This window comes from Pseudomonas sp. RL_5y_Pfl2_69, from assembly GCF_963970465.1.
Lineage (GTDB): Bacteria > Pseudomonadota > Gammaproteobacteria > Pseudomonadales > Pseudomonadaceae > Aquipseudomonas.
This window is the reverse complement of the sequence record NZ_CAXAOU010000001.1, coordinates 456,599-473,377: the sequence shown is the minus strand read 5'-3', so window position 1 is coordinate 473,377 and position 16,779 is coordinate 456,599. Positions and strand designations below refer to the sequence as shown.

Annotated in this window: 16 protein-coding genes; 9 read left to right on the top strand and 7 right to left on the bottom strand. The window is 57.9% G+C overall.

Going from position 1 to position 16,779, the window contains the following annotated elements; all coding sequences use genetic code 11:
- Window positions 1–58: 58 nt before the first annotated feature.
- Window positions 59–529: a nuclear transport factor 2 family protein gene (locus AACY07_RS02175; protein ID WP_133076287.1), complete on the top strand. Its 471-nt coding sequence runs from the start codon at window positions 59–61 to the stop codon at window positions 527–529.
- The gene (locus AACY07_RS02170) at window positions 526–828 is read left to right on the top strand and encodes a GIY-YIG nuclease family protein (protein WP_133076286.1); all 303 of its coding nucleotides are present in this window, start codon (window positions 526–528) and stop codon (window positions 826–828) included. Before AACY07_RS02175 ends, AACY07_RS02170 begins: the two co-directional genes overlap by 4 nt.
- Here AACY07_RS02170 and AACY07_RS02165 read toward each other — a convergent pair.
- Window positions 794–1,144 carry a glutaredoxin family protein gene (locus tag AACY07_RS02165; protein WP_133076285.1) on the bottom strand — a complete coding sequence of 117 codons (351 nt, stop codon included), beginning with the start codon at window positions 1,142–1,144 and terminating at the stop codon, window positions 794–796. The genes AACY07_RS02170 and AACY07_RS02165 overlap by 35 nt on opposite strands.
- Window positions 1,144–2,148 carry a nucleoid-associated protein YejK gene (yejK, locus tag AACY07_RS02160; protein WP_133076284.1) on the bottom strand — a complete coding sequence of 335 codons (1,005 nt, stop codon included), beginning with the start codon at window positions 2,146–2,148 and terminating at the stop codon, window positions 1,144–1,146. The genes AACY07_RS02165 and yejK overlap by 1 nt, the downstream gene beginning before the upstream one ends.
- Window positions 2,149–2,534: 386 nt before the next feature.
- Between yejK and AACY07_RS02155 the strand changes: the two genes are divergently transcribed.
- Window positions 2,535–2,816, top strand: a complete 282-nt coding sequence (locus AACY07_RS02155) for an HU family DNA-binding protein (RefSeq protein WP_003440137.1) — start codon at window positions 2,535–2,537, stop codon at window positions 2,814–2,816.
- A gap of 174 nt (window positions 2,817–2,990) precedes the next feature.
- Here the strand turns inward: AACY07_RS02155 and rlmF are convergent, their stop codons facing one another.
- The 5 genes from rlmF to AACY07_RS02130 form a co-directional block, all read right to left on the bottom strand.
- The gene (rlmF, locus tag AACY07_RS02150; protein ID WP_133076283.1) at window positions 2,991–4,007 is read right to left on the bottom strand and encodes a 23S rRNA (adenine(1618)-N(6))-methyltransferase RlmF; all 1,017 of its coding nucleotides are present in this window, start codon (window positions 4,005–4,007) and stop codon (window positions 2,991–2,993) included.
- Window positions 4,008–4,105: 98 nt separating this feature from the next.
- Entirely contained in the window at window positions 4,106–6,952 is a 2,847-nt protein-coding gene (locus tag AACY07_RS02145; RefSeq protein ID WP_339473289.1) for a valine--tRNA ligase, read from the bottom strand.
- Between the two features lie 244 nt (window positions 6,953–7,196).
- Window positions 7,197–7,580, bottom strand: a complete 384-nt coding sequence (locus AACY07_RS02140) for a DNA polymerase III subunit chi (protein WP_339473288.1) — start codon at window positions 7,578–7,580, stop codon at window positions 7,197–7,199.
- A 7-nt stretch (window positions 7,581–7,587) separates the two neighbouring features.
- On the bottom strand, window positions 7,588–8,016 hold the full coding sequence (locus tag AACY07_RS02135; RefSeq protein WP_339473434.1) for a DNA polymerase III subunit chi: 429 nt from the start codon (window positions 8,014–8,016) through the stop codon (window positions 7,588–7,590).
- An 83-nt stretch (window positions 8,017–8,099) separates the two neighbouring features.
- Window positions 8,100–9,590, bottom strand: coding sequence for a leucyl aminopeptidase (locus tag AACY07_RS02130; RefSeq protein ID WP_339473287.1), 1,491 nt, complete (start codon window positions 9,588–9,590; stop codon window positions 8,100–8,102).
- A gap of 309 nt (window positions 9,591–9,899) precedes the next feature.
- On the opposite strand from AACY07_RS02130, the gene lptF reads away from it, so the two are divergent.
- The 6 genes from lptF to era all read left to right on the top strand — a co-directional run bounded on the left by lptF (window position 9,900) and on the right by era (window position 16,696).
- Window positions 9,900–11,018 (top strand): LPS export ABC transporter permease LptF, encoded by a 1,119-nt coding sequence (lptF, locus tag AACY07_RS02125; protein WP_133076463.1) that lies wholly within the window; start codon window positions 9,900–9,902, stop codon window positions 11,016–11,018.
- The gene (gene lptG / locus AACY07_RS02120) at window positions 11,011–12,072 is read left to right on the top strand and encodes an LPS export ABC transporter permease LptG (protein WP_133076279.1); all 1,062 of its coding nucleotides are present in this window, start codon (window positions 11,011–11,013) and stop codon (window positions 12,070–12,072) included. The genes lptF and lptG overlap by 8 nt, the downstream gene beginning before the upstream one ends.
- Before the next feature lie 161 nt (window positions 12,073–12,233).
- Complete coding sequence (lepA, locus tag AACY07_RS02115; protein ID WP_133076278.1) at window positions 12,234–14,033, top strand: translation elongation factor 4; 1,800 nt, start codon at window positions 12,234–12,236, stop codon at window positions 14,031–14,033.
- Window positions 14,034–14,038: 5 nt separating this feature from the next.
- Entirely contained in the window at window positions 14,039–14,893 is an 855-nt protein-coding gene (gene lepB, locus AACY07_RS02110; protein WP_019822043.1) for a signal peptidase I, read from the top strand.
- A gap of 218 nt (window positions 14,894–15,111) precedes the next feature.
- The gene (gene rnc / locus AACY07_RS02105) at window positions 15,112–15,801 is read left to right on the top strand and encodes a ribonuclease III (RefSeq protein ID WP_003440162.1); all 690 of its coding nucleotides are present in this window, start codon (window positions 15,112–15,114) and stop codon (window positions 15,799–15,801) included.
- Window positions 15,794–16,696: a GTPase Era gene (gene era / locus AACY07_RS02100; protein WP_019822047.1), complete on the top strand. Its 903-nt coding sequence runs from the start codon at window positions 15,794–15,796 to the stop codon at window positions 16,694–16,696. The genes rnc and era overlap by 8 nt, the downstream gene beginning before the upstream one ends.
- The last annotated feature ends 83 nt before the right edge of the window (window positions 16,697–16,779 follow it).

The window sequence follows — 16,779 nt, the reverse complement described above, 5'->3', positions numbered from 1 at the left end:
GTGTTTCTGTTCATGGCAGATTATCGTGCACGGATTACTGACCCGCACGGACCCTGCCATGAGCCAAGACCATCAAGCATTGATCACTCGTTTCTACCAGGCCTTCCAGCAGCTCGATGCACAAGCGATGGCGGCCTGCTACACCGATGACGTCTTGTTCAGCGATCCGGTGTTTGGTGAATTGCGTGGCCAGGATGCCGCAGACATGTGGCGCATGCTGACCTCGCGGGCCAAGGATTTCAGCCTGACTTTCGATCAGGTCCAGGCTCAGGGGCAGCGCGGCAGCGCACACTGGGTGGCAACCTACGTGTTCGGCCAGACCGGGGCCACGGTGGTCAATGACATTCAGGCGCAGTTTGTGTTTCGCGACGGCAAGATTTGCGAGCACCACGATCACTTTGACCTGTGGCGCTGGTCGCGTCAGGCATTGGGCACCAAGGGCTTGTTGCTGGGGTGGACGCCGCTGGTGAAGAACGCCATTCGGGCGCAGGCGCAAAAAGGACTCAAGGCCTTTCAGGGCAGCCGTTGAAAGTGAGCGAAAAACCCTGGTTCGTTTATCTGGTGCGGGCCGCCAATGGCGCTCTGTACTGCGGGATCAGCGATGACCCGGTGCGCCGTTTTGCCAAACATCAAAGCGGCAAGGGCGCACGCTTTTTTGCTTCAAGCCCGGCAGTGGCCTTGGTGTATGTCGAATCCTGGCCTGACAGGGGCGAAGCCCTGCGCCAGGAACGACTGATCAAAAAACTCAGGAAGAGCGCCAAGGAATGCCTGGTGCAAAGTCAGGCGCAAGGGGTTATTTCAATGCCGCCAGTATCGCATCCGGCTTGAAGTCCCTTATCAGCGTGCCGTTCACGTCCAGTATCGGAATTCCGCGTCCGCCCAGCGCTTCGTAAGCCTGGCGGGCGACCGCGTCTTTCTCGATATCAAACTCCTTGAACGGGATGCCTTTCTCATCCAGAAACCGGCGCGTCGCCTTGCAGTAGCCACACCATTGCGTGGAATACAGCACCACACGGGCGCTGGCCCGGGTTTGCTCGGAGACGACACCCGAGGGATTGAGCACACGCTCGATCTTGCCCCAGTTCTGGAAGATGACCACCACCACCAGAACAAACAGGACTTTCTTCAAAATACCGTTGAGCATTATTTGCTGCGCTTGAGCTGGTCGAGCAGTTGGGTCGGCAAGCCCTTGATCACCAGCGTGCCGGCTTCTTCGTCGAACTCGACCTTGGAGCCCAGCAGGTGGGCTTCAAAGCTGATAGACAGGCCCTCAGCGCGCCCGGTGAAGCGGCGGAACTGGTTCAGGGTGCGTTTGTCTGCCGGGATCTCGGGAGAAAGGCCGTAGTCCTTGTTGCGGATATGGTCGTAGAAGGCTTTCGGACGCTCTTCGTCGATCAGCTCGGACAATTCGGCCAGACCCATCGGTTCGCCGATTTTGGCCTGGCTGCTGGCGTAGTCGACCAAGGTCTTGGTTTTTTCGCGGGCGGACTCTTCGGGCAGGTCTTCGCTTTCAACGAAGTCGCTGAAGGCCTTGAGCAGGGTCCGGGTTTCGCCTGGTCCGTCGACGCCTTCCTGGCAGCCGATAAAGTCGCGGAAGTACTCCGAAACTTTCTTGCCGTTTTTGCCTTTGATAAACGAAATGTACTGTTTGGACTGCTTGTTGTTTTGCCACTCGGAAATATTGATCCGTGCCGCCAGGTGCAGTTGGCCAAGGTCCAGGTGACGCGATGGGGTCACGTCCAGATCCGAGGTCACCGCCACGCCGTCGCTGTGATGCAGCAGGGCGATCGCCAGGTAGTCGGTCATGCCTTGCTGGTAATGGGCAAACAGTACGTGACCACCGACGGAAAGGTTGGACTCTTCCATCAGCTTCTGCAGATGCTCGACGGCCACGCGGCTGAATGCGGTGAAGTCTTTACCGCCGTCCAGGTACTCCTTGAGCCAGCCGCTGAACGGATGCGCGCCGGATTCAGCATGGAAGAGGCCCCATGCTTTGCCTTGCTTGGCGTTGTAGCTTTCGTTGAGGTCCGCGAGCATGTTCTCGATGGCTTGAGACGCGGCCAGTTCAGAGTCGCGGGCATGGAGAACAGCGGGCGTACCGTCGGGTTTTTTGTCAATCAAATGGACGATGCAATGACGGATCGGCATGGGCTTCTCGGCGAGTAATGAGAGGACAGGGGGCGCACCCCGCAAAGGCGCCAAGTGTACCGCACCTGAGCGCTGGGTCGGTGTTTGGGGGGCTTGAGACCACCCGGGACGGCTTTTTTACGGTTTTAAGGCGATAAAGCTGACCAAAAGCCCAGGTAGAGGCGGATATTTAACCGTCTCTGTGCTAGTTTTGCCCGGTCTTGCGCTCGGAAACGGCGTAAAGCGTGCATTCAGCATGTGTCAGGTCGAACCAAACCCCGTTTTAGCTATCTACATCCGCGATTCGTCGTGAAAGCTGGCGGGTGTGTCAGACCCTTGAGATCTGGCTCGATGGCTGACATTGCACTCTGCAAACCAAATGAATTTGATAGGGAAGGAACATCTCAATGGCTATTACTAAAGACCAACTGATCGCTGATATCGCTGAAGCCATCGACGCGCCGAAAACTACCGCGCGTAACGCTCTGGACCAACTGGCTCAGATCGTTGCTGATCAATTGGAAAATGGCGGCGAAATCACTCTGCCAGGTATTGGCAAACTGAAAGTGACCGAGCGTCCTGCCCGTACTGGCCGTAACCCTTCGACTGGCGCTGCCATCGAAATCGCTGCCAAAAAAGTTATCAAGCTCGTTGTGGCCAAAGGCCTGACTGACGCTGTTAACAAGTAAGCATTAAAAAAGCCGCGCTTCGGATCACTCCGAAGCGCGGCTTTTTTATGCCCGCTGTTCCTGTAGTCGCTGTCGAGGCACGAGGCTGCGATGGGCTGCGAAGCGGCCCCGCTTTCTCAGGGCCCCTCAGCTCTTATCGCAGCCTTCGGCAGCGACTACAGGATTGCGCGGGGCTTACTTCCAGTTCTTCTCGCGCCACATCTGCTGCTGGTCCTTGTCATGGAAGGTCCAGGCCACAAAGCGGCTTTGCTTGTTGCCCTGGGACATTTCCACCACCTGGCTTTCCCGTGCACCGGCTTTTTTCAGCGCGGTCTGGATGGCTGGCAAGTTGGAAGCCTTGGACACCAGCACGCTGAACCACAGGATTTGACGCGCAACGTGGACGCTTTCGCGGATCAGTTGTGTGACAAAGCGCTGTTCGCCACCTTCACACCACAATTCGGCCGCCTGGCCACCAAAGTTCAGAACCGGCAGCTTGCGCTTTGGATCTGCCTTGCCCAGTGCGCGCCATTTACGCTCACTGCCGCGTGTGGCTTCGTCCAGCGAGGCGTGGAACGGCGGGTTGCACATGGTCAGGTCGAAACGTTCGCTGCTTTCCAGCACGTCCAGCAGGATCTTCTGCGGATTAGGCTGCAGGCGCAGGCTGATGGCTTTGTTCAGACCGTTGGACTGCACAATCGCCTTGGCCGCTTTAACGGCAGTCGGGTCGACTTCCGTACCCAGGAACTGCCAGCGATAGTCGCTGTGGCCGATCAGCGGGTAGACGCAGTTGGCGCCCATGCCGATATCCAGCACGCGAACGTTTTGCCCGCGAGGGATTTCGCCGTCGTTCATGGTGGCCAGCAGGTCGGCCAGGAAGTGCACGTAGTCAGCGCGACCCGGTACGGGCGGGCACAGGTAGTCAGCCGGGATATCCCAGTGAGCAATGCCGTAGAACGCCTTGAGCAGGGCACGGTTGAATACGCGCACGGCACTCGGGTTGGCGAAGTCGATGCTTTCCTTGCCGTACGGGTTGATGATCACGAATTCGGCCAGTTCCGGGCACACCGAAATCAGCTGTGGGAAGTCGTAGCGGCCCTGGTGGCGGTTGCGCGGGTGCAGGCTGGGCTTGACGCGCGGCTCGACCGGTTTGGCATCGCTGGCAGCCTTGGGCTTGTGGCGTGTGGCTTTGGAAGTGCGTGGGGTAGTCATGTTCAATTCATTCCACAAAAGCAATCGCGGGCAAGCCCGTTCCTGCAGAGTTGAACCCTGCGGGAGCGGCCTTGCCCGCGATCAGGTGCGCAGCGTTATTACAGGCTGGAAATCCGCGCGTGCTGGTCTGCCAATTTGCTCAAGGCCTGTTCGGCTTCGGCCAATTTGGCACGTTCTTTTTCGATGACTTCGGCCGGGGCCTTGTCAACGAACGCGGCATTCGACAATTTGCCGCCCACTCGCGCAACTTCGCCGTGCAAGCGCTGGATTTCCTTGTCCAGGCGCGCCAACTCTGCATCTTTGTCGATCAGGCCGGCCATCGGCACCAGCACTTCCATCTCGCCTACCAGAGCGGTAGCGGACAAAGGTGCTTCGGCGCCGTCTTGCAGAACGGTGATCGATTCGAGTTTAGCCAGCTTTTTGAGCAAGGCATCGTTCTCGGTCAGACGGCGCTGGTCTTCGCTGCTGACGTTTTTCAGGTAGAGCTGCAATGGCTTGCCCGGGCCGATGTTCATTTCGCCACGGATGTTACGCGTGCCGAGCATCAAGCCCTTGAGCCATTCGATATCGTCTTCGGCCGCCTGGTCGATGCGAGCTTCGTTGGCCACTGGCCACGGTTGCAGCATGATGGTCTTGCCTTCAACGCCGGCCAGCGGCGCGATGCGCTGCCAGATCTCTTCGGTGATGAACGGCATGAACGGATGCGCCAGACGCAAGGCAACTTCCAGTACACGAACCAGCGTGCGACGGGTGCCGCGCTGACGTTCTATCGGAGCGTTTTCGTCCCACAGCACAGGCTTGGACAGTTCCAGGTACCAGTCGCAGTACTGGTTCCAGATGAACTCGTACAGCGCTTGTGCGGCCAGGTCGAAACGGAACTGGTCGAGGTGACGGGTCACTTCGGCTTCGGTGCGTTGCAGTTGCGAGATGATCCAGCGGTCGGCCAGTGACAGTTCGTAGGCTTCGCCGTTCTGGCCGCAGTCCTCGCCCTTGTCCAGCACGTAACGTGCGGCGTTCCAGATCTTGTTGCAGAAGTTGCGATAGCCTTCAACGCGGCCCATGTCGAACTTGATGTCGCGACCGGTAGATGCCAGCGAGCAGAAGGTGAAGCGCAAGGCGTCGGTGCCATAGCTGGCGATGCCGTCTGCGAATTCGTCACGGGTCTGTTTCTCGATTTTCTTCAGCAGTTTTGGCTGCATCAGGCCGGTGGTGCGTTTGGCCACCAGGTCTTCGAGTTCAATGCCGTCGATGATGTCCAGCGGGTCCAGGACGTTGCCCTTGGACTTGGACATCTTCTGGCCCTGACCGTCACGCACCAGGCCGTGTACATACACGGTCTTGAACGGAACTTGCGGGGTGCCGTCTTCGTTTTTCACCAGGTGCATGGTGAGCATGATCATCCGGGCAACCCAGAAGAAAATGATGTCGAAGCCCGTCACCAGCACGTCAGTGGAGTGGAAGGTTTTCAGCGCGTCGGTTTTTTCCGGCCAGCCCAGTGTGGAGAACGTCCACAGGCCCGAACTGAACCAGGTGTCGAGTACGTCGTTGTCCTGTTGCAGCGCAACGTCCGGGCCCAGGTTGTTTTTGGCGCGGACTTCAGCTTCGTCGCGGCCTACATAAACCTTGCCCGACTCGTCGTACCAGGCCGGGATGCGATGGCCCCACCACAGCTGACGACTGATGCACCAGTCCTGGATGTCGCGCATCCACGAGAAGTACATGTTTTCGTACTGTTTAGGCACGAACGCGATGCGGCCGTCTTCAACGGCAGCAATGGCTGGTTCTGCCAGAGGCTTGGTCGATACGTACCACTGGTCCGTCAGCCACGGCTCGATGATGGTGCCGGAGCGGTCGCCTTTCGGTACTTTCAGGGCGTGATCGTCAACGCTGACCAGCAGGCCTGCTTCGTCAAAATCAGCAACGATTTGCTTGCGCGCTTCAAAGCGATCCAGGCCGGCGTATTTGGCCGGCAGGGTGCCGTCGACGGTTTCGTTGAGCTTGCCGTCGAGGTTGAACACCTGGGCAGCAGCCAGCACTTTGGCGTTTTTGTCGAAGATGTTCAGCAGCGGCAGGTTGTGGCGCTTGCCGACTTCGTAGTCGTTGAAATCGTGGGCCGGGGTGATCTTCACGCAACCGGTGCCGAATTCAGGGTCGCAGTAGTCGTCCGCGATGATCGGGATACGACGGCCAACCAGTGGCAGCTCGACGAACTTGCCGATCAGGGCCTTGTAGCGTTCATCTTCCGGGTTAACGGCAACAGCGGCGTCGCCCAGCATGGTTTCCGGACGGGTGGTAGCAACCACCAGGTAGTCCAGGCCTTCTGCGGTCGTTGCGCCGTCAGCCAGCGGGTAGCGCAGGTTCCACAGGAAGCCTTTCTCGTCGTGGTTTTCCACTTCAAGGTCGGAAATGGCGGTGTGCAGCTTGGTGTCCCAGTTGACCAGGCGCTTGCCGCGATAGATCAGGCCGTCTTCGTGCAGGCGTACGAAGGCTTCTTTCACGGCTTCGGACAGGCCGTCATCCATGGTGAAGCGTTCGCGGCTCCAGTCTACGGACGAGCCAAGGCGGCGGATCTGACGGCTGATATTGCCGCCGGACTGGTCTTTCCATTCCCAGATTTTATCGAGGAATTTTTCGCGACCCAGGTCGTGGCGGTTCAGACCTTGTGCTTCGATCTGACGCTCAACCAGCATCTGGGTGGCGATACCCGCGTGGTCGGTGCCCGGCTGCCACAGGGTGTTGCGACCCTGCATGCGGCGGAAACGGATCAGGGCGTCCATGATCGCGTTGTTGAAACCGTGACCCATGTGCAAGCTGCCGGTGACGTTCGGCGGCGGGATCATGATGGTGTACGGGTCGCCCGCGCCTTGCGGGGCAAAATAATTCTCTTCTTCCCAGGTTTTGTACCAGGAAGTTTCAATGGCGTGCGGCTGGTAGGTCTTATCCATGCGCGGCGGGACCCTATTGGCATTAATTCAGGAAAGCCGACAAGTATAGCGGGGTGGGAGGCGTAGGGCGAGTTGTGGTGTGGCCTGTGCATATTTCGTAGCAGCTGCCGAGGTACGAGGCTGCGTCCGGCGGCGCAGCCGTCGTGATGTCGGAAGGGGCGGTCTTTCAGGCAGACCGCAATCTCAGGTTTTACGATCGCTGCGCAATCGGACGTAGCCCTCGGCAGCTGCTACGCAGAGCGCTTTAGTTCTGATGTTGTGCGAGCAAGCGCTCCATATGCGCATCGAGGCGGCGTTTGATCTCGGTTTCGATGTGCGGGGCGAAGTCGTTGATCACGTCCTGCATGATGGCCTGGGCTGCCGTGCGCAGCTCTTTGTCCAGATGCACCAGCAGTGCGTCCGGGGCTTTTTCTGCCACGGGTGCCGGGGTAATGCCGACCAGCGGTATTTGTTCGGGCTCGGGTTCTTCGCTGATGACTTCAGACAACAATGGAATCTGCGCGTCTTCACCGCCCACCATCTCTGTCAGCAGCGGCGGTTGCAGGCCCTCATCGCCGAGCAGCTTGCGAATGGACTCAAGATCATCGAGCAGGTGTGCAGCTTTTTGCGGCGAATTGGAGGTGTCCATCGTGTGCTCAGAGTCGTTGTAGCTTGTGGTCTTGCAGAGGATAGCCCTGTTCACGGTAGAAGCGGAAACTCTCCCGTGCGGCCAGTCGGACGGCGGGGTCTTCGACCACCACTTCAGCCACACGGGCGAAGCGTTTGAAGAATTCGGGGACTTTGAGGTCCAGGTTGATCAGTAAGTCCTGATGGCTTGGCGGTGCTTCTGTGCAGCCCATGACAACGACACCGTCGGGTTCGTCTTCGGTGTTGCTGTGGGGCACGAAGCTTTCGCCCTTGAAGCGCCACAGGCGTTCATCCAGATCCTGACGTTGAGCGCTGTCGGCGCAGTGTAAATACACCCTGTGGCCCAGGCGCCAGGCCTTTTCGGTGAGTTTGCATGCGAAATCCAGCCGCGCGGAAGGTTCGGCGCTGGGCAGGATATAAAAGTCGACCTTGGTCAACTCGGTGTTGGGTTCCGGGGTCATTGCGATTCCTGAATCGGGACCGCGCCGCCGTCAGGCAGCGCAGCCTTCGATTGTCAGCTTCAAGCGTTGGCGCGATCGAGCAGGTATTGAGTCAGCAGGGGTACAGGGCGGCCACTGGCACCCTTGTCCTTGCCGCCGCTGACCCATGCCGTGCCGGCGATATCCAGGTGAGCCCAGTTATAGGCCTTGGCGAAGCGCGACAGGAAGCAGCCTGCGGTAATGGCGCCACCTTTGGGACCACCGATGTTGGCCATGTCAGCGAACGGGCTGTCCAGCTGTTCCTGGTACTCCTCGAACAACGGCAGTTGCCATGCACGGTCGTCTGCCAGTTTGCCGGCTTCCAGCAGTTGGCCGATCAACTCGTCGTTGTTGCCCATCAGGCCGGAGGTGTGAGCGCCCAGTGCAACCATGCAGGCGCCGGTCAGGGTGGCGATGTCGATCACGGCCTGAGGCTTGAAGCGCTCGGCGTAGGTCAGTGCATCGCACAACACCAGGCGGCCTTCGGCGTCGGTGTTGAGGATTTCGACCGTCTGGCCGCTCATGGTGGTCACGATGTCGCCCGGGCGTGCAGCACCGCCGCTCGGCATGTTCTCGGCGCACGCCAGGATGCACACCAGGTTGATCGGCAGTTTCAGCTCCAGCACGGCGCGCAGTGTGCCGAACACGCTGGCAGCACCGCCCATGTCGTACTTCATTTCATCCATGCCGGCGCCCGGCTTGAGGCTGATGCCGCCGGTGTCGAACGTAATGCCCTTGCCGACCAGTACGTACGGTTTTTCGGATTTCTTGCCGCCTGCGTAGTTCATTACGATCAGGCGAGGTGGCTGGTCACTGCCCTGGCCTACGGCATAGAACGCGCCCATGCCCAGATCCTTGATTTTCTTCTCATCAAGAATCTCGACTTTCAGGCCTTTGAATTCCTTGCCCAGATCCTTGGCCTGTTCGGCCAGGAAAATCGGATGGCAGATATTGGGTGGCAGGTTGCCCAGATCGCGGGTGAATGACATGCCCGAAGCGATCGCCTGGGCGTGGGTCACGGCGCGCTGAACTTCAGCCTGTGCTGCTTTAATGGTCAGCAGGGTGATTTTCTTCAGGGCACGAGGTTCGGCTTTCTGGCTTTTGAAACGGTCGAAGGTGTATCCGCCGTCGATCAGGGTTTCTGCCAGCAGGCGGTTTTTGCTGTAGCTGTCACGACCCTTGACCACCAGTTCGTCGAGAGCAAACACCGCATCGCTGCCGCCCAGGCCTTTTAATACGCCCAGTGCGCCGCTGATGATTTTACGGAACGGGCGGTCGCCCAGCTCGTCATCCTTGCCGGTGCCCAGCAGCAGCACGCGTTCGGCCTTGAGGTTGGGCAGGCTGTGCAGCAGCAGGCTTTGACCGGTTTTACCCGCCAGATCCCCGCGCTTGAGTACTGCGCTGATGGCGCCGCCGGTGAGTTCGTCAATGATGGTGGCGGTAGGGCCCAGCTTGCGGCCTTCGCCGATGGCGACCACCAGAGTGGCGGTTTTCAACGTTTCTGGGCTAACGCTTTTTACAACCAGTTCCATGTCGGGGTCCCTGAATCAAATGGTCAACATGCGCACAAACAGTGCTGTTTGCTTGCTTGATAGATGAAGCGCTTCACCTGTGATTAAGGCTGGCGTCAAGGCGGGCAGTTTGAACCCCGCCGCAGGAGCCTGACAACCCCGGTATTTGGCCAGCGGGGTACTTTCAAGACTGCGCAGTGACAGGGGCGGTCATTCACAGGATAATGCGCCATCTTTTTAGACGGCCCGTCTCATCTATGATGAGGTATGGGCCGACTCGTTATGCTGCTTGTTTGGCCGCCTTAGCCTGACGACCCTGGAGTGTCTGGTTTGATCGTCTTCCGTTATCTATCCCGCGAAGTCCTGCTTACATTGAGCGCTGTCAGCGCTGTGCTGCTGGTCATCATCATGAGCGGTCGTTTCATCAAGTATCTCGCTCAGGCCGCCTCGGGTGCCCTGGATCCGGGGTCATTGTTCCTGATCATGGGGTTCCGCCTGCCAGGCTTCATGCAGCTGATCCTGCCGCTGGGGCTGTTTCTGGGCATTCTGCTGTCCTACGGTCGCTTGTACCTTGAAAGCGAAATGACCGTGCTGTCGGCCACCGGCATGAGTCGTCAGCGCTTGCTGGCCATCACTATGGCTCCTGCTGCGCTGATTGCCCTGATCGTGGCCTGGCTCAGCCTGAGCCTGGCACCCCAGGGCGCCAATGAATTTCAGCTGTTGCTCAATAAGCAAGACGCCCTGACCGAGTTCGACACCCTGGAGGCTGGTCGTTTTCAGTCCTTGAGTGACGGCACACGGGTGACTTACACCGAAGAACTGAGCAATAACCGTAGCCTTTTGTCCGGCGTCTTCATTACTCAGAAGAAGCTCGGAGAGGATGCTGCGGACCGCAGTATTTCTGTGCTGCTGGCGCAAAAGGGTCGCCAGGAGATTCGTCCTGACGGCAGTCGCTGGTTGATTCTGGACGATGGCTATCGCTATGACGGCAATCCGGGGCAGGCCGATTACCGTGCCATCAAGTACGACACCTACGGTGTATTGCTGCCAAAACCGGAAGTCAGCAATGATGTGACCGATCGTGACGCCATCCCGACTCCGGACCTGATCGGCAATCCGGCACCCCGTGCGGTCGCCGAGTTGCAATGGCGTATAGCTTTCCCGCTGTTGGTATTTATCGTGACCCTGATCGCGGTGCCGTTGTCGCGGGTCAATCCGCGCCAGGGGCGCTTCCTCAAGCTGTTGCCGGCCATTCTGCTTTATATGGGCTACCTCAGCATGCTGACCTGGGGGCGAGGCCTGCTTGAAGGCGGCAAAATCCCGTTGGCGCTGGGCTTGTGGTGGGTGCATGGCCTGTTCCTGGTCATTGGCCTGGGGCTGATGTATTGGGAGCCGCTGCGCTTGAAACTGGCAAGTCGCCGTAGTGCCGAGGAGATGGCCCGTGGTTAAGCTCGACCGCTACATTGGTAGCAGTGTGTTATTTGCGATTCTGGCCGTGCTGGGGATTATTCTGGGTCTGGCGCTGCTGTTTGCGTTGATCGATGAGATGCGCAGTATCAGCAGCAGCTACACCATCCTGGATGTGTTCAGTTTTGTCATGCTGACCGCGCCGCGCCGCTTGTATGAAATGCTGCCGATGGCTGCATTGATTGGCTGTCTGATTGGTCTGGGTGGCCTTGCCAGCAACAGTGAACTGACCATCATGCGTGCTGCGGGCGTGTCCCTGGGGCGCATTGTCTGGGCCGTCATGAAGCCGATGCTGGTGCTGATGCTGGCAGGCGTGCTGATTGGCGAGTACGTGGTTCCGGCCACCGAGAACATCGCTCAGGCCAATCGCGCGCTGGCGCAGGGTGGCGGTGATTCCCAAAGCTCCAAGCACGGTCTGTGGCATCGTCAGGGTGACGAGTTCATCCACATCAACGCTGTTCAGCCCAATGGCCTGCTTTATGGCGTGACCCGGTATCGTTTTGACAAAGATCACCAGATGCAGTCGGCCAGCTTCGCCAAAAAGGCGCAGTTCGACCAGGGTAACTGGCAGTTGAGCGACGTGAGCACCACGCTTTTTCACGGTAACAGCACTGAAGTTGTAAAGACCCCTGAAGAGCGCTGGGATGTGTCATTGAGCCCGCAATTGCTCAATACCGTGGTCATGGCTCCCGAGTCGCTGTCGATCGCGGGTTTGTGGAGCTACATCCATTACCTCAAGGATCAGGGGCTGAATAATGGCCGTTACTGGCTGGCCTTTTGGGTCAAGGTGTTGCAGCCGCTGGTAACGGCTGCGCTGGTGTTGATGGCCATATCCTTCATCTTCGGCCCGTTGCGCTCTGTTACTCTGGGCCAGCGGGTATTTACCGGGGTGCTGGTCGGATTCGTCTTCAAGATCGCGCAAGACCTGTTGGGGCCATTGAGCCTGGTATTCGGTTTCTCGCCGCTGTTCGCGGTGCTGGTGCCGGCTGCCATCTGTGCTCTGGCCGGTTTCTGGCTGTTACGCCGGGCGGGTTGATGAGCGGTCATTGAGTCAATCAAGAGCCTCTATCTCGCGATAGGGGCTTTTTTGTAGGTGTCCATTGGCCTGTGAACGTGACGCTTGGCGAGAGGATCAGGTACAATTCCCGGCTATTTTTCGGCGGGCAGTCTGCCTGCGACTTTTTTGAGTGTTGACCCGTGAGTGATTTGAGTCATATCCGCAATTTCTCCATCATCGCCCACATTGACCATGGCAAGTCGACGCTGGCCGATCGCTTCATCCAGATGTGCGGTGGCCTGAGTGCCCGCGAAATGGAAGCCCAGGTACTGGACTCCATGGACCTCGAGCGTGAGCGCGGGATCACTATCAAGGCCCACAGCGTCACCTTGTATTACACGGCCAAAGACGGCATTACCTATCAATTGAACTTCATTGATACGCCGGGGCACGTCGACTTCACCTACGAAGTCAGCCGTTCGCTGGCTGCCTGTGAAGGTGCCTTGCTGGTAGTCGATGCGGGGCAGGGCGTAGAAGCCCAGTCCGTTGCCAACTGCTACACCGCCATCGAGCAGGGCCTTGAGGTCATGCCGGTGCTGAACAAGATCGACCTGCCGCAGGCCGATCCTGATCGCGTGAAGGAAGAAATCGAAAAAATCATTGGCATTGATGCCACTGATGCCGTGACCTGCAGCGCCAAAACCGGCCTGGGCGTCGACGAAGTGCTTGAGCGCCTGGTGCACACCATTCCTGCGCCAACCGGTAACTACGAAGATCCGCTGCAAGCGTTGATCATCGACTCCTGGTTCGACAACTACCTGGGCGTTGTGTCCCTGGTTCGCGTGCGCCACGGCCGCGTGAAAAAGGGCGACAAGATCCTGGTCAAGTCCACCGGCAAGATGCATCTGGTAGACAGCGTGGGTGTGTTCAACCCCAAGCACACGGCTACCACTGACCTGAAGGCCGGTGAAGTAGGTTTCATCATTGCCGGCATCAAGGACATTCACGGTGCGCCAGTGGGCGATACCCTGACCTTGAGCACGACGCCTGATGTTGACGTACTGCCAGGTTTCAAACGTATCCAGCCTCAGGTTTACGCGGGTCTGTTCCCGGTCAGCTCTGACGACTTCGAAGACTTCCGCGAAGCCCTGCAAAAGCTCACACTGAACGATTCGTCGCTGCAGTACACCCCGGAAAGCTCCGATGCACTGGGCTTCGGCTTCCGTTGCGGCTTCCTGGGCATGTTGCACATGGAGATCATTCAGGAGCGCCTAGAGCGCGAGTACGACCTGGACCTGATCACCACGGCCCCAACCGTAATTTTCGAACTGCTGCTCAAGACGGGCGAAACGATTTACGTCGACAACCCGTCCAAGCTGCCAGACGTTTCTTCGATTGAAGACATTCGCGAGCCAATCGTGCGCGCCAATATCCTTGTGCCTCAAGAGCACCTGGGTAACGTCATTACCCTGTGCATTGAAAAGCGCGGCGTTCAACACGACATGTTGTTCCTGGGTTCTCAGGTGCAAGTGACCTACGATTTGCCGATGAACGAAGTGGTTCTGGACTTCTTCGACCGTCTCAAATCCACCAGTCGCGGCTATGCTTCGCTTGATTACCATTTCAACCGTTATCAGTCGGCCAATCTGGTCAAGCTCGATGTACTGATCAACGGCGAGAAAGTTGATGCCCTGGCACTGATTGTTCACCGCGACAACGCTCACTACAAAGGGCGTGCGTTGACCGAGAAGATGAAAGAGCTGATTCCGCGTCAGATGTTCGATGTGGCAATTCAGGCTGCTATTGGCGGCCAAATCATTGCGCGCTCGTCTGTTAAAGCGCTCCGAAAAAACGTACTGGCCAAATGCTACGGTGGTGACGTTAGCCGTAAGCGCAAGCTGTTGGAAAAGCAGAAAGCCGGTAAAAAACGCATGAAGCAAGTGGGTAACGTGGAAATTCCACAAGAAGCCTTCCTTGCAGTGCTCAGGTTGGATAGCTAGGTCCTATGTCACTAAATTTCCCGCTGTTGCTGGTCATTGCTGTTGCCGTGTGCGGTTTGCTGGCGCTGCTCGATTTGGTCTTCCTGGCTCCTCGCCGGCGCAAGGCCATTGCCAACTATCAAGCCAGTGTTACTCCGGTTGATATGCAGGTAGTCGAAAAGCTCAACAAGGAACCGCTGCTGGTTGAATACGGCAAGTCGTTCTTCCCGGTGTTGTTCATCGTGCTGGTGCTGCGTTCGTTTCTGGTTGAGCCGTTCCAGATCCCGTCCGGTTCGATGAAGCCGACCCTGGATGTGGGCGACTTCATTTTGGTGAATAAATTTTCGTACGGGATCCGCTTGCCGGTACTGGACACGAAAATCATCGAAGTGGGTGATCCGAAGCGGGGCGATGTGATGGTGTTTCGTTACCCAAGCGATCCGACAGTCAACTACATCAAGCGTGTAGTGGGTCTGCCGGGCGACAAGATTCGCTACACCAGCGACAAGCATCTCTATGTCAACGACAAGCCGGTAGCCGAGCAATTGGTGGGTGTCGAAGCTGGCACCCTGGGCAGTGCCGAGTTGTACAAAGAGAAGCTGGGCGAAGTCGAGCACATGATCCGCAAGGAAATGAGCCGCTATCGTGCGCCGCCTGACAAGGAGTGGACGGTTCCGGCCGGGCATTACTTCATGATGGGCGACAATCGCGACAATTCGAACGACAGCCGTTACTGGGATGATCCGAACATTCCCAAAGACGAGCTGGGCATGGTCCCCGACAAGAACATTGTCGGCAAGGCCTTCGCTGTTTGGATGAGCTGGCCGGAGCCCAAGGCGAGCAACCTGCCGAACTTCTCGCGGGTTGGTCTGATCAAGTAGCCAAAAACGGCGCTGTTAATAACAGCGCCGAATGCTTTTCAGGTGTACGAATAAGTCGTATGCCTGAGTATTCAGGATGTGGATTTGAACAAAGCGTTAAGTGTGACGGCGGCGAACAGCCTGTTCCCTGTCCATTTGCTATGCGATAAACGAACATCACTGATCCCTAATATCGGTCCGGTGGTGACATTCGGCCACGAACTCAGCGTGGGTAAATCGTGAGTTTTTCTTTAGAACGTTTAGAGCGTCAGCTCGGCTACACCTTCAAAGACCAGGAACTGATGATTCTGGCCCTGACACACCGCAGTTTCGCGGGGCGCAATAACGAGCGCCTTGAGTTCCTGGGTGATGCCATTCTCAATTTTGTTGCCGGTGAAGCACTGTTTGACCGCTTCCCGTTGGCCCGTGAAGGCCAGTTGTCGCGTCTGCGCGCACGCCTGGTAAAAGGCGAAACCCTGGCCGTACTGGCCCGTGGTTTTGAGTTGGGCGAGTACCTGCGCCTGGGCTCGGGTGAGCTCAAAAGCGGTGGTTTTCGCCGCGAATCGATCCTGGCTGATGCCCTTGAAGCGCTGATTGGCGCCATTTACCTGGATGCGGGCATGGACGCCGCCCGTGACCGCGTACTGGCCTGGCTTGCCAGCGAGTTCGAGACGTTGACCCTGGTCGACACCAATAAAGATCCAAAGACCCGTCTGCAAGAGTTCTTGCAGTCGCGTGCCTGCGATCTGCCGCGTTACGAAGTGGTAGATATCCAGGGCGAACCGCATTGCCGCACGTTCTTCGTTGAGTGCGAAATTGCCCTATTGAATGAAAAAAGCCGAGGTCAGGGTGTGAGTCGTCGTATTGCCGAACAGGTAGCGGCCGCCGCAGCACTGATAGCCCTTGGCGTGGAGAATGGCCATGACTGATACAACTGCAACTCGCTGTGGCTACGTTGCCATTGTTGGTCGACCAAACGTGGGTAAATCCACACTGCTGAACCACATTCTGGGTCAAAAGCTGGCGATCACTTCGCGCAAACCCCAGACCACCCGTCACAACATGCTGGGCATCAAGACCGAAGGCAACGTGCAAGCGGTCTACGTTGATACCCCGGGCATGCACAAGGGCGGCGAAAAGGCCCTTAACCGCTACATGAACAAAACCGCTTCGGCGGCGTTGAAAGACGTCGACGTAGTGATCTTCGTTGTCGACCGCACCAAGTGGACCGACGAAGATCAGATGGTGCTGGAACGTGTGCAGTATGTGACCGGACCGCTGATCGTAGCGCTGAACAAGACCGACCGCATCGAAGACAAGGCCGAGTTGATGCCGCACCTGAGCTGGCTTCAGGAGCAACTGCCGAACGCCCAGATCATTCCGATCTCCGCTCAGCATGGTCACAACCTTGAAGCCCTGGAGCGCGTGATCGCCGATCACCTGCCGGAAAACGATCACTTCTTCCCGGAAGACCAGATCACTGACCGCAGCAGCCGCTTCCTGGCTGCCGAGCTGGTGCGTGAAAAAATCATGCGCCAGATGGGCGCCGAGCTGCCGTACCAGATCACTGTCGAAATCGAAGAGTTCAAGCAGCAGGGCAAAACCCTGCATATCCATGCCTTGATTCTGGTTGAGCGTGACGGTCAGAAGAAAATCATCATTGGCGACAAGGGCGAGCGTATCAAGCGCATCGGCACCGAAGCGCGCAAGGACATGGAGCTGCTGTTCGACTCCAAGGTCATGCTGAACCTGTGGGTTAAAGTCAAAGGCGGCTGGTCCGACGACGAACGCGCCCTGCGTTCCCTGGGCTACGGCGACCTGTAAGCACGGCACTACCCCCTGTGGGAGCACCGCCGCTCCCACTTTGGTTTTGTGCTGTTCTTCCTGGCAGTGTTTGCCTTCTGAGA

What these genes read in the sequence shown, in the direction of transcription:
- AACY07_RS02175 (WP_133076287.1), top strand. Translation starts at nt 59, where the DNA reads ATGAGCCAAGACCATCAAGCATTGATCACTCGTTTCTACCAGGCCTTC.
- AACY07_RS02165 (WP_133076285.1), bottom strand. Translation starts at nt 1,144, where the DNA reads ATGCTCAACGGTATTTTGAAGAAAGTCCTGTTTGTTCTGGTGGTGGTG.
- yejK (WP_133076284.1), bottom strand. Translation starts at nt 2,148, where the DNA reads ATGCCGATCCGTCATTGCATCGTCCATTTGATTGACAAAAAACCCGAC.
- AACY07_RS02155 (WP_003440137.1), top strand. Translation starts at nt 2,535, where the DNA reads ATGGCTATTACTAAAGACCAACTGATCGCTGATATCGCTGAAGCCATC.
- rlmF (WP_133076283.1), bottom strand. Translation starts at nt 4,007, where the DNA reads ATGACTACCCCACGCACTTCCAAAGCCACACGCCACAAGCCCAAGGCT.
- AACY07_RS02145 (WP_339473289.1), bottom strand. Translation starts at nt 6,952, where the DNA reads ATGGATAAGACCTACCAGCCGCACGCCATTGAAACTTCCTGGTACAAA.
- AACY07_RS02140 (WP_339473288.1), bottom strand. Translation starts at nt 7,580, where the DNA reads ATGGACACCTCCAATTCGCCGCAAAAAGCTGCACACCTGCTCGATGAT.
- AACY07_RS02130 (WP_339473287.1), bottom strand. Translation starts at nt 9,590, where the DNA reads ATGGAACTGGTTGTAAAAAGCGTTAGCCCAGAAACGTTGAAAACCGCC.
- lepB (WP_019822043.1), top strand. Translation starts at nt 14,039, where the DNA reads ATGTCACTAAATTTCCCGCTGTTGCTGGTCATTGCTGTTGCCGTGTGC.
- era (WP_019822047.1), top strand. Translation starts at nt 15,794, where the DNA reads ATGACTGATACAACTGCAACTCGCTGTGGCTACGTTGCCATTGTTGGT.